Source organism: Photobacterium sp. TLY01, assembly GCF_021432065.1.
GTDB lineage: Bacteria > Pseudomonadota > Gammaproteobacteria > Enterobacterales > Vibrionaceae > Photobacterium > Photobacterium halotolerans_A.
The window spans coordinates 2,587,759-2,599,880 of sequence record NZ_CP090364.1; the positions used below are offsets into that span (position 1 = coordinate 2,587,759).

Here is a 12,122-nt window from a genome sequence, read left to right on the forward strand (position 1 = left end):
GATTTTCCTGTTTCACTGTGGAGCGCCTGCTCAGGCGTTCAGAATGGCTCCGCCGTCGACCACGATGTCCTGCATGGTGACATGGCTGGCCAGATCGGACGCCAGGAAGACCACAACCTGAGCGATTTCCCGGGGCTGAGCGATTTTACCGAGCGGGATCCCCAGCTTGAACTGCTCAGGGAAACCGGCGATGGTACGCTGCTCGGCATCGTCGCTGTGCCACAGTGAACGCTGCATCTGGGTATCGGTCGACCCCGGTGACACCAGATTGCAACGCACGCCATAGGGTGCCAGCTCCAGGGCGGCGCAGTTGGCCAGACTGCTGAGCGCAGCCTTGGAGGCACAGTAAGCGGTCATGTGCTGACGCGGAACGTGCGCCGCATTGGAACTGACAGTCACCACAGCGCCGTGACGTTGCTGCTTGAACACAGGGATCACCTGCTGTAACAGGTAAAACACGCCGGACGCATTCACGTTGAGGCAGGTGTGCCAGTCTTCCACTGTCAGTTCCTCGGTCTGCCCCATCCGCAGAACCCCGGCGACATTCGCCAGCACATCAATCACAGGGAAGGCCGCCAGAATCGTTTGTGCCACCGCGCTGACCGCGTCCGGGTTGCTGATATCCACCGCATAGGTGGCAAAAGGATGTTCAATGCCCGCTTCACGCGCGGCGCTGAAATCAATATCCAGACCAATCACCTGAGCACCCAGCTGGTGGAAGCTCATGGCGACCGCGTGACCGATGCCACGGGCGGCACCGGTCACCCACACGACTTTATTGTCAAACTGACCGCTGAAGGTCATTGCTGTTTGCTGCGCTGTCATCACCACACCATCTCCACTTCGTCTTCGCTTTGTTGCTGCATCTCATCGAGATAGCGACAGAAATCACTCAGGATCGGCCGATCAAACACATCGGAGACCTTAATGCTGACGCCAAACTCCGCGCCCAGACGGTTCACAATCTGAATGGTCTGCAGGGACTGCCCGCCCAGCTCAAAGAAATTATCCTGTGACTGAATGGCACTGACTCCGAGGATCTGCTGCCAGATCGTGCCGACCCGGCTTTCAGTTTCACTCGCCAGTTCCTGCTCGGCGCTGTCATTCTGATAGCCAGCCACCAGGGCTTTGCGATCCACCTTGTTGCTGCCGGTTTTCGGCAGGCTGGCAAAAAAGCGGAAATCGGTCGGGATCATGGCCGCTGGCAGATGGGCCTGCAGCGTTTTTTTGATGCTCAGCGCATCAAAATCTTCGTGCTGTTCGCCGGCCACAAAGGCCACCAGGCGCCGGATGCCGTTATCGAACACCATGCCCTGCACACAGGCTTCTTCCACCCCGTCCAAGGCCAGCAGATGAGATTCCACTTCACCCGGCTGGATACGGTAACCGCTGATTTTGAATTCGTTATCGATGCGTCCCAGATAGGTCAGCTGGCCATCCGTCAGCGTGACACGGTCGCCGGTGCGATAAGCCCGGCGCTGCACATCGCCCACCTGCAGGTGAGTAAAGGCCGGATGGGTCTGTCCCAGATAACCGTCCGCCAGTGTATTGCCCAGAATCACCAGCTCACCGGTGGTCGCCGGACGGAACTGCGCATCCAGCACCAGCACTTCAACGCCAGGCAGTGGCAGACCAATGGGTAACAGGCTGTGCTGACCATGAAAATCCTGCAGTTCGCTGCAGGTGGCTACGACTGTGGTTTCTGTCGGGCCATAGGTGTTAAACAGGCGGACACCGTTCGCGATCCCGGCTTGCTCAACTACCTTCTGCCATTGAGCCAGCGGTTCGGGGTACACGGCTTCTCCGCCGATAATCACGGCTTTTAAGCGGTTTGGCAGGGTCGCTGTGCCTGCCTGCAGGCTGACGACCCATTCATTCCAGAACGCGGTCGGCAGATCCAGCAGGCTGATCCCTGCGGCGGCGACTGAATCAGAGAAGGTGGCCATTGATTCGAGCATGGCATCGGTTCGCAAGACCAGCGTCGCGCCCTGACTTAAGGTGACAAAGATTTCTTCGATGCTGGCATCGAAGTTGAACGGAGCAAATTGCAACACCCGATCGCTCGCATCAATGCCATAACGGATCGCGGCGGCAGCGACGAAATGATTCATCGCCTGATGGCTGATGGCCACGCCTTTTGGCTGTCCGGTTGAACCGGACGTGAACATGATATAGGCCAGATCCGAGCTCGCCGTATCCGGCAAGGCAACAGGTGCAGCATGCAGATGACCGGCCAGCTGAATCGTAACCGGCAGCACCGACAGACGGTGCTGATGCTGGGCCTCGGTGATCACCATGCGAATCCCGGCCTGACTGACGATACTGCTCTGGCGCTCCATCGGCTGTTCCGGATCCAGCGGCACGTAGACCGCGCCGCTCAGCATCACCCCCAGTACTGTGGTGATACAAGGCAGAGAGCGGCTCAGTGCCACCCCGACTTTCTCTCCCGGCTGTACGCCCTGTGCCAGCAAAGCACTGGCAGCAGCATCGGCTTTTTCCATCAGGCTCTGATAGGTCAGTGACACGCCATCCTGCTCCAGCGCTATCGCGTCAGGGTGCTGATCCGCATGGTGACGGATCGCGGCCAGCACTGAAGTCACTTCCGTACCGGCCAGTGTGATTTCCTCATTGCGGATCACGGCGTCCAGTCTGGCCTGAGCATGCAAACCGCCAAGCAATGTCTCCGTCGCCTGAGTCGGTGCCGCTAACCAGCTCGCCAGCAGGTTCAGCAGTTCCTGTTGCAGGTTGGCCAGCTCACCTGGCGCATACACGGCCGGGTTGGCATCAAAGTCCACCACCGGCAGGCCTTCTGATTTCGCATGCAGCTCGATGGTCAGATCTTCCACCGGGCCCGCGCTGAGATTCAGGGTCTCAGCCGCCAGATTGGCGTACTGCAGCGGATGATCGAACGGCATGATATTGACCAGCGCGCCATATAAACGCTGGCTGCCGCCGACCCGGTTCAGATCGCGGCGCAGATCTTCATAGCGATAATGCTGGAAACGGCGCATTTTCTTTTTGTGTGCCGCAACCTTGCGCGCCACACTCAGCAGATCGTCATCACCGCAAACCTCAACCACCAGCGGCACTATGTTCATCTGCATGCTGGGCACTGTCAGGGATTTCGAACCCAGACGGTTCATCACCATCATCCCCAGTACAACCTGCTCAGTGTCGCTGTAGTGACGCAGATGCGTACACAGTGCGGCGAGGAAGATATCGACCCAGGTCAGCTGATACTGATCGGCCAGACTCTGGCACTGCTGCCAGAGGTTGTCGTTGAAAGTGCTGCTCTGGCGGTGAAAACGGGCCGCAATCGGTGCAACCTCACGGCTGTACGATGAGGGCGCCGAATTCCCGGCCAGAGTATCGAGCCAGAACTGACGGGCTTTGTCATAGGCGCCGGAGTCGCGACGCTGCTGATCTTCATCCAGCACCGCCTGGAAAGATCCGAAAGGTGAAGGCGTGACCGGCACGCCCTGCATCAGCAGGGAATAAATCTCGGCGATCCGCTGAAAGATCAGCGTGGTCCCGAAGCCATCCAGCGCAATGTGGTGGACGCAGTTATAAAGATAATCCTGCTGTTCGCCGCGAAGCAGCGCAAAGCGGCCGGGCAACTGCTGCTCAAGATCAAACGCCAGCGTCATATCCTGTTCGGCCCAGCGCCGGACGGCCGCGAGCTCGGCGTCCTGTCCGCCGCACGGTTCGAGATCCGTCACAGTAAATGCCACAGGCTCAGAAGCAGCATCCCGATAAGGCTGTTCATTCTCGCTGCGGTAGTAACAGGACAGACATTCGCTTTCCGCCACCGCCTGGCGCACAGCTACCTCCAGTTTGCCGGCATCCACTTTGCCGTCAAACACGATGCATTCGGCGGTGTTGAACAGCGCCTTGTCTTCGTTAAGCGTGTGCCCCAGCCACAGCCCGTGCTGAGCGGTATTGAGTGCTGTCATCCCTGCACCTCCTGGTCCACATTGTTCAGGGCTTCTTCCAGTAATCCCCACCAGTGGTTGAAGGTCGGCGTTTCGGCCAGCTGGACAAAATTCATCACCACCCCGTGCTTACGCCATTCGGTGATCAATGACATGATCTGCACCGAATCCAGGCCGTAGTCGATCAGGTTCTCCTCAGGATCAAACTCGTCTTCCTCTTCTTCCACCAGCCTGGCAATGCGAGCCAGCAAGCCGCCGCGGGTCAGGACTTCCGGCAACTCGCTGTGCGGTGAGCCAGCCCGCTGAGCTGTGCCGATCAGCGAAGCGGTCGAGACCACCATACCGGCACGACCGGCCACATACTTGAGCGCCATTTCATGCTCTTCCAGTGAGAAATCGGCAATCGCATCGCCGATCATGAAAGGCTTGATGTCGCGCATAAAGGCGTCCACCGCCGTCATCAGGCAGCCAATGTGGCCGTATATTCCGCCGATCAGCAGTTGATCCCGGCCCAGCTCTTTGAGCATGTGCTCGAGCGGCGAGCGCTGAAACGCCGAGTAACGCCATTTGTCGAGCACGGTATCGCCCGCCTCCGGCGCCAGCGCCGCAACCACCTGTTGCAGTTCAGGGGATTTGTTCAGGCCCGGCCCCCACATGTCGTTCAGCAATGCCCGGTCGGCCATGTTCTGCTCTTTGGGCTGGGCTGTGTAGATCACCGGAATGCCGTTGGCTTTACAGAAGCCCTTCAGGGCAACCAGATTGCTGAGCAGGGTTTGCATCAGGGCACTGTCACGCTCATAGAAACTGACGAAGTACTCCTGCATATCGTGGATCAGGAACGCCGCTTTTTGCGGTTCAAAGGCCCACGACACTTTGTTGGCGGGAAAAGCCTCGGCAGCAGGCATGGTATAAGTCGGTAATGCTGGAATAGTCATGATAAAACGTCCTTTTCTGGCTGAGGCTGTGACTGGGCTTGTACTTGGTTGGCAATTAGCTGTCGCAGGGCTTTTTTGTCGATTTTGCCGACGTGCGTCATGGGTAAGGCGTCGACTTTCTCAATACGGTCCGGCAGCTTGTAATCGGCGATACCGCACGTCCGCAGGTGCTTTCGGATGCTGAGGGTTTTCAGCTTGGGATTAGAGGTGACAATGAAGGCACAGCTTTTCTCGCCCATGACGGCATCCGGCATGGCAACCAGTGCGGCCTGGGTGATTTCCGGCAGGGCCAGCAGCTGGTTTTCGATCTCTTCGGCAGCCACTTTTTCGCCGCCGCGGTTGATCTGATCTTTGTCACGGCCGACCACTATCAGGTAACCGTCTCCGGTCATCACCACCACATCGCCGGAGCGGTAAAAACCGTCCTGATCAAACGCGACGCGATTGTGTTCCGGGCTGTTGTAATAGCCGCGGAAGGTGTAAGGACCGCGGGTCAGCAGGGCGCCGGGGGTGCCGCGCGGCACATCCTGACCGTCTTCATCCACGATGCGCACTTCGTCATCGTCGCTGATTGGGCGTCCCTGGGTGTTCAGCACATGCCACTCGCTGTCATCAAACCGGGTGTAATTGACCAGGCCTTCGGCCATGCCGAACACCTGCTGCAAACGGCAGCCCAGTTCGGGTTCAATACGACGGGCAAGGCTTTCCCCGAGGCGGGCGCCGCCGACCTGCAGCCATTGCAGGCTGTCCAGCGCCGAGCGATCATCCGCGGCGGCCTGCAACCACAGGGTGACAGCCGGTGGCACCAGAGACGTCATGGTGACCTGGTGGCGCTTGATCAGCGGAAAACAGGTCATCGGGCTTGGCTCCGCCGCCAGTACCACGGCACCCCCGGCGTAGAATACGCCCAGCGCGCCCGGTGAGCTCAGGGTAAAGTTATGCGGCGCCGGTAAGGCACACAGGAAGACGGTGTCGGTGTCCAACTGACAAATGTCTGCACTGGCTCGCACGCTGTAGTAATAGTCGTTATGGGTACGGGGGATCAGTTTCGGGGTGCCGGTACTGCCACCGGACAGCTGGAAAAAAGCCACTTCAGCAGCGGACAGCACCGGCCAGTTCAGCGCCTCATCGGCCTGATTCTGTGGCGCGTGTTGATCCGCCGATCTGCCTGCTATAGCCGCGGCGAGCGAGTCGCCAAACTCCGCATCGCCATCGACCAGCCAGTGCTTCAGCGTCGGCACTTGCTGGCTGAGCGCCTGCGCAAACGCGCCGTCCGTAAATAAACTGTGGCGGGACGAGACGATCGCCAGTGTGGGCTGAATCTGCTCAGCATAGGCGGTCAGTTCATGCCGGTTATGGCTGAACAAGGCATTTACAGGTACGACGCCCACTTTCATCAGCGCAAAGAAAACAATATAGAACTCCGCCACATTCGGCAGATGCACCAGCGCGGTGTCACCGGATTTCACCCCCAGCTGCAGCAGGGATACCGCCAACTGCTCAGCATCGCGCTCAAGCTGGCGGTAGGTCCAGCGGCGTTCACCGCACACCAGCGCCCGGTGATCGGCACGCTCATCCTGATGGCGCGTCAGGATGTCAGTCATGGGCACATCGGTCCAATAGCCTTTCCGGCGGTACTGTTCGGCAAGCGCGGGTGGCCAGGGTGTAAAGGCAATGCTCATGCGACCCCCTGCTCGCCCAGCCCGAAGGCGTTGAGCATGGTGCCCAGCTTGGCTTCGGTTTCCGCCCATTCGGCCTGCGGGCAGGATGCGTCAACAATACCGGCACCGGCAAACAGGCGAACGGATTTTTCGCGCACTTTACCGCAGCGGATCGTCACCGCCCATTCGCCGTTGCCCTGGGAATCACACCAGCCGACCATGCCGGTAAACATGCCGCGCTCATAGCCTTCCAGCTCTTTGATTGCATCGCGCGACAGATTAAACGGAAAACCGCATACCGCAGGGGTCGGGTGCAGCAGGCACGCCAGTTGCAGCACGTTATAAGGTGAGGCTTGTGGATTGGCCGGCGGGTTGAGCTGGCCTTCGATCCGGGTCGACAGATGCCACATGGTTGGGGTATGGATCAGAGACGGACCGGCAGGCACATCCAGCTCGCGGCAGTAAGGCTTAAGTTGCTGGGCAATCTCATCGATCACCAGACGGTGTTCATACCTGTCTTTGACCGACTGCAGCAGCGCTTCACTGACTTGCTGATCAGCGTCTGCACTGGGCTGTCGCTTCGCCGAACCCGCCAGCGGGTTGGACAGAATATGCCGCCCTTCCTGGCGGATCAGCAGCTCAGGGCTGGCGCCCAGTAAGACAGACTGATCCTGCTGCGGAATGGCAAAATGGAACCCGGTCGGGTTTTGTTTGATCAGCCGGGCCAGAATGTCACTGGCTGATATGTCATCGCTCAGCTCAATGTTCAGTACCCGTGACAACACGGCTTTTTCCAGCTGAGTGCGCTGAAATTTTTCCACCGCCTGCGCGACAGCCTGCTTGAACACGGATTCTTCCGGCTCACTGCGCCTGGCCACAACCTGCAATGGTTTGCTGACTGACATCCCGCTGAGCGCGCCGAAGGCATCCGGCTGATGTTCGGTCACTTCAACACTTTCAGGAATGTACAGGCAGGATGGTTCGGAGACATCAAACGGAATCGAACCGATCAGGATAGGATTATCAACGCCTTTGGCTTTTTCGGCGGCGAACGCCTGATGTATGACCTGCTGGAATTCACTCTGGCTGTCTTCACCGTGAATGGCAGGGGTGGTGATAACTTGGCTGATCCCTTTCCCTCTGACAGTCCGGTACACAGACGAGAAGAAAAGATCACTATTCGGTGAGAATACCGTATTCAGTATTGGATTCTCACTTTGAGTCTGTTGCATGTCACAACTCCCTTTTTACGCAAGAATATGTGCAGCTTATGACGCATCGTAAACTGACTGATTGGGTGTTAATTCGTTAGGGTTTTAATTGTTAGAAAGTGACATCACATTGCTTGTGCTGGGGAAAAAAGAGCCAATTGTCATTGGCTCTTTCGGTGTCAGGTTATCCTGACTGATCTTGTTATCAGAAATCGTATGAAACACCGGCATAGACGCTGCGGGCTTTCAGGATGTAATCCAGTTTTGTCGCGGCTTCGTCCCGCTCTTCGTTGGTCAGGTTAGTGACACCCAGCTTCAGATTCAGATTGTTAATCGCTTCGTAGCGTGCGCCCAGATCCATGGTGCCGTATGCCGACAGTTTCTCCCCGGAACGGACATACTGAGAGCCTGTGTACTGATAAGAGGTGTACGCATACAGGTTATCCATCGCCTGCCAGTCAAGCTGAACATTGGCGGTGTGGCTTGGCGTCAGGATCAGATCTTTTTTGGTGTCTTTATCTTCCGCACTGGTGTACATGTAGTTCGCAGACAGGCTCACCGTGTCTGTGATATCCACCCAGGCCATGGTTTCCACGCCTTTCACTTCCGCTTCTGCCACATTGAAGTAGCTCAGCTCGGTGCTGACGCGGTCCCAGTTTTCGGCCTGGATCATGTCGTCAATGTCGTTCTGGAACAGTGTCAGACCCGCACCCCAGCGAGCCGCTTCATAGCTGGTGCCCAGCTCATAGCTCAGCGAGGTTTCTGCTTTCAGATCCGGGTTACCGACTACGCTACATTTACCACGGCAGGCCAGGACTGAGTAAGAGTCACTGTACTGGTTCAGACTCGGTGCTTTGAAAGCTTTACCCACGCCACCTTTGACGACCCAGCTGTCGCTGATTTTATAAACCGCATACGCACGCGGACTGAACTCACCGCCGTACACTTCGTGATCGTCATAACGACCACTCAGAGTCAGGGCCAGATTGCCCAGCGAGAACTCATCTTGCAGGTAAACCGCCGCCTGGCTGTAGTTCACAGAATCCGTGTTCAGAGTCAGGTTATTTTTCACCTTGGTATCCCGGTATTCCGCGCCGCCGGTTAGCAGGTGATCACCCAGGTAGCCGGACAGCTGCCCGTCCACGGTATTATTGGTCTGATCAATATTACCAACCGCGCCGTTCAGTTCTGAATCGTCTCTCAGCTCAGACTTATCCAGGTTGTAACGCAGGCGGGAGTCAAAGTTAGCCCAATAGCCATAATGCGTCAGGGCGACGTTATAACGCTCCATCTCCTGCACGTTGTTAGCCGCAGTCCCATAATTGTTCCAGTCGGCATCACGATCATCTTTGCTGTAGATCAAATCCAGATCGATATCCTGCTGCTCATTCACCAGCCACTTCAGGTTGGAGTACAGATTCAGCTCGTCGCGCTCTTCCAGCACATCGGTATCCGGGTTAACCGATTTATCCGTGCGCCAGGCATCACGATCGCTTTTTTCAACAATCAGGTTACCCAGCAGGGTTTCTGGGATCAGTGCACCGCTGACGTAAGCATTGATCTTATTGGTGTCGCCGCCGGAGCCTTCGGTGATACCGTCATACTGGTAACCGACAGAGCCCTGTGTTTCTTCCGTGGGTTTGCGCAGGATAACGTTCACCACGCCACCCAGTGCATCCGCACCGTAAAGGGATGACATCGGGCCACGGATAACTTCGATACGCTCAACCGCTGACATAGGAATGCTGGACAGGTCAAAGTCGTTGCCGTAGGCGCTGAGCAGACCATCACGTGAGTTGATACGGCGACCATTGATCAGCAGCAAGGTGTAGTCTGCACTTAGACCACGGATTTTGATTTCATTCCGGCCATAACCGGTGCTTGGATTGATATTGATACCCGGCAGCTTTTTGATCGCTTCGCCGACATCATTCACCACCAGATTATCCAGTTCTTCACGCGTGATATAAGACACAGAAGCAGGAGCCGTTAATTCAGGGTGTTCCGTCTGACTAGCCGTCACCACCATCACTTCTTTGTTGGCCACTTCGGCCATCGCCGTGAATGAAGAGACCATACCGACAACACATAAAGCCCGGTTCAAACGAGTTAACTTAATCACACTTTCTCCTTGTTGCTGAAACATTTCAACACTCCATTAATAACAATGGCGCAAATGATAATTATTGTTATTATCAACGTCAATAAAAGTTCAATCGAATTGATAACTTTTTTTATTCGCGTTCAAGTGCAACGGAAAGACTGAGACTGATCACTTATCAAAACGATGTTTTTATATGCGCCATAGGGAGTATTGGCGGGGAGAATAAAATGGATAAAAAAACTCCGGGATTAACCCGGAGCCTGTTGTGAAACCTGAGCCTGTTTCAGCGAAGGGATAAACCAGAAGGCCAGCAGTGGCACAGCAAGAGCGCTTGCTATTGTAGCGGTTGCCAGAACATCCAGTCCTAGCAATTGGTGCCCCGGCCCCGATGTCAGGTATATCGAGCCCATGATGCTGGCGGCACCGGCTGCCAGGTTTGACATCGTTGACTGATACGTCATAAAAGCCGCACGATACTGGGGCGGCGGCACCCTTGAAGTGAATGCTGCCAGCACAGCACTGCGCGCCGAACTCGATGCCATCAGAATCATAAAAATCAGATAGACCCATTTGTCCGTACTGTCACTGACAAACCCGTAGTACACCACTGCCGCCACCGTCGCGCTGAGACCGAACAAGGCCGCCTGACCTGAACCTTTATCCATCATCCTGCCGCAGTAGCGCATGGCGAGTATGCTCATGAGTCCGCCCAGCAGATAGAGATAGCTGATTTCATCCCGCGGGAAACCGAGATTGAACTGGAAATATGCCGACAGGTTCGGCACCAGTAAGAAATGCCCGAACAGGCTGATCCCCATCATTGTCATCGCCAGGATAAAGGGCATTGAGCGGATCATCCCGGACAGCCCGGCCGATTGGGGGGCTGGTTGCTCAGAGGGGTGTTTCGGTGGCACCAGCGATGGCATACAGATGCGTACCGCGACAGCCAGTATCAGGCCCAGCCCACCAAAAAAGAAAAACGTCATCTGCCAGTTCAGCCACTGCGCCAGCAGCAAGGAAGCCGGCACAATGATGATCGCCGCCAGTGAAAACCCGCTGGCCACAAAGGCCATAGCCCTGCCCCGCTCTGTTACTTTGGTCACATCAAGAACTGATGCCATGATCAATCCACTGAGCGGGCCGGAAAAACAGCCTGCGGCAATGAACATCAGCAGCAGCTGTTCCGGCGTGGCAGCCAGCCCGCACAGCGCAATCAACACAGAGCGGAGCAACAGAAACAGCGTCAGCGCTGCCCGCCTGTCATAGCGGTCCAGCACTGGTGCAAGAAAAAAGCCAATGATCGCGGAGCCGAACGTCGCACCGCCGCTGATGTACCCGATATGCTCGCCTTGCAAACCAATATCCCGGACTAAATCCGGCCCCAGCGGCATCACCATCATCAGGGTACCGACCGAGAGCATATTAATAAGCAGGGCAAGCCTTAACACTGGCTTAGTATTCAGCGTGTTACTGTCCATGACGACACGATCCATCCGCAAAAAAGAAAGCGATTGTAACTGTCGATAGGAATAAACTCAATAATGATAATTATTATCAGTAAAATACTCAGAACGGGTAAACGTCAGCACAGACTGTCCTATGCTGGAGTAGTAAACCTTGCCTTGCCGGCCGCAGGGTAAAGCTCCGGCCAACTCAGTGTTCAGTGCAAAATGCAGCCATTGTTCGTCCCTGCCCACAAACGACACATCCAGAAAATCAAAATAGCGCTGAACTTGCGGATATAACGCCTTAAAAATGCTCTCTTTAGCGGAAAAAATCAGGGTCATCAACTCGATTTGATTTTGCTCATTGATGTCCAGCCTGACCAGCTCCTGGTCATTGACGACTACGCCCGGCATACCCGTCGCCGTATCGGCTGTCACAGGCAATTCGATATCTAATCCCACACCGGCCATCTCATGGTGCTGAGGACAAATCACGCAGGCAGCCAGCTGCTCATGATGGCTGATACTGCCCGTCAGCCCCTGTGGCCAGACAGGCGCACGGTTGTCAGCAATTGTTATCTCAACCGGTGCGATGCCCTCCTTTTTCAGCAGTTGCTGCGCCAGATAACGGCCGGCCAGAAATTCCGCCTGTCGCTTGGGCACCGCCCGGCTGAGTGTCGCTGGCATGTTGACGCCAAGCTGGCTGAACAGGGAGGGCGAATAATGGCACAGATCAAACTCAGCCAGGAGCACCTCAGCACTGCATTCAGGTAAAGGAAATGAGCGTAGCGACTGGACAAACGCAGACTGCGGGGTCATAAACAGCAAAGCCAA

General features: G+C 56.2%; 8 protein-coding genes. All 8 read right to left on the reverse strand.

The window, feature by feature from the left end; genetic code table 11:
* Positions 1-30: 30 nt before the first annotated feature.
* The 8 genes from dhbA to LN341_RS12165 all read right to left on the reverse strand — a co-directional run bounded on the left by dhbA (position 31) and on the right by LN341_RS12165 (position 12,107).
* Positions 31-825, reverse strand: a complete 795-nt coding sequence (gene dhbA / locus LN341_RS12130; RefSeq protein ID WP_304622689.1) for a 2,3-dihydro-2,3-dihydroxybenzoate dehydrogenase — start codon at positions 823-825, stop codon at positions 31-33.
* Positions 825-3,953 (reverse strand): non-ribosomal peptide synthetase, encoded by a 3,129-nt coding sequence (locus LN341_RS12135; RefSeq protein WP_234203422.1) that lies wholly within the window; start codon positions 3,951-3,953, stop codon positions 825-827. The genes dhbA and LN341_RS12135 overlap by 1 nt, the downstream gene beginning before the upstream one ends.
* Positions 3,950-4,867, reverse strand: a complete 918-nt coding sequence (locus tag LN341_RS12140) for an isochorismatase (RefSeq protein WP_234203423.1) — start codon at positions 4,865-4,867, stop codon at positions 3,950-3,952. Before LN341_RS12140 ends, LN341_RS12135 begins: the two co-directional genes overlap by 4 nt.
* Positions 4,864-6,549 (reverse strand): (2,3-dihydroxybenzoyl)adenylate synthase, encoded by a 1,686-nt coding sequence (locus LN341_RS12145; RefSeq protein ID WP_234203424.1) that lies wholly within the window; start codon positions 6,547-6,549, stop codon positions 4,864-4,866. The genes LN341_RS12140 and LN341_RS12145 overlap by 4 nt, the downstream gene beginning before the upstream one ends.
* Positions 6,546-7,760, reverse strand: coding sequence for an isochorismate synthase MenF (locus LN341_RS12150; protein WP_234203425.1), 1,215 nt, complete (start codon positions 7,758-7,760; stop codon positions 6,546-6,548). Before LN341_RS12150 ends, LN341_RS12145 begins: the two co-directional genes overlap by 4 nt.
* Positions 7,761-7,944: 184 nt before the next feature.
* Positions 7,945-9,861, reverse strand: coding sequence for a TonB-dependent receptor domain-containing protein (locus LN341_RS12155; protein ID WP_234203426.1), 1,917 nt, complete (start codon positions 9,859-9,861; stop codon positions 7,945-7,947).
* Between the two features lie 230 nt (positions 9,862-10,091).
* Positions 10,092-11,321, reverse strand: a complete 1,230-nt coding sequence (locus LN341_RS12160; RefSeq protein WP_234203427.1) for an MFS transporter — start codon at positions 11,319-11,321, stop codon at positions 10,092-10,094.
* Between the two features lie 57 nt (positions 11,322-11,378).
* Positions 11,379-12,107 carry a 4'-phosphopantetheinyl transferase gene (locus LN341_RS12165; RefSeq protein ID WP_234203428.1) on the reverse strand — a complete coding sequence of 243 codons (729 nt, stop codon included), beginning with the start codon at positions 12,105-12,107 and terminating at the stop codon, positions 11,379-11,381.
* Positions 12,108-12,122 lie beyond the last annotated feature (15 nt).

What these genes read in the sequence shown, in the direction of transcription:
- LN341_RS12165 (WP_234203428.1), bottom strand. Translation starts at nt 12,107, where the DNA reads ATGACCCCGCAGTCTGCGTTTGTCCAGTCGCTACGCTCATTTCCTTTA.
- LN341_RS12135 (WP_234203422.1), bottom strand. Translation starts at nt 3,953, where the DNA reads ATGACAGCACTCAATACCGCTCAGCACGGGCTGTGGCTGGGGCACACG.
- dhbA (WP_304622689.1), bottom strand. Translation starts at nt 825, where the DNA reads ATGACAGCGCAGCAAACAGCAATGACCTTCAGCGGTCAGTTTGACAAT.
- LN341_RS12150 (WP_234203425.1), bottom strand. Translation starts at nt 7,760, where the DNA reads ATGCAACAGACTCAAAGTGAGAATCCAATACTGAATACGGTATTCTCA.
- LN341_RS12140 (WP_234203423.1), bottom strand. Translation starts at nt 4,867, where the DNA reads ATGACTATTCCAGCATTACCGACTTATACCATGCCTGCTGCCGAGGCT.
- LN341_RS12160 (WP_234203427.1), bottom strand. Translation starts at nt 11,321, where the DNA reads ATGGACAGTAACACGCTGAATACTAAGCCAGTGTTAAGGCTTGCCCTG.
- LN341_RS12145 (WP_234203424.1), bottom strand. Translation starts at nt 6,549, where the DNA reads ATGAGCATTGCCTTTACACCCTGGCCACCCGCGCTTGCCGAACAGTAC.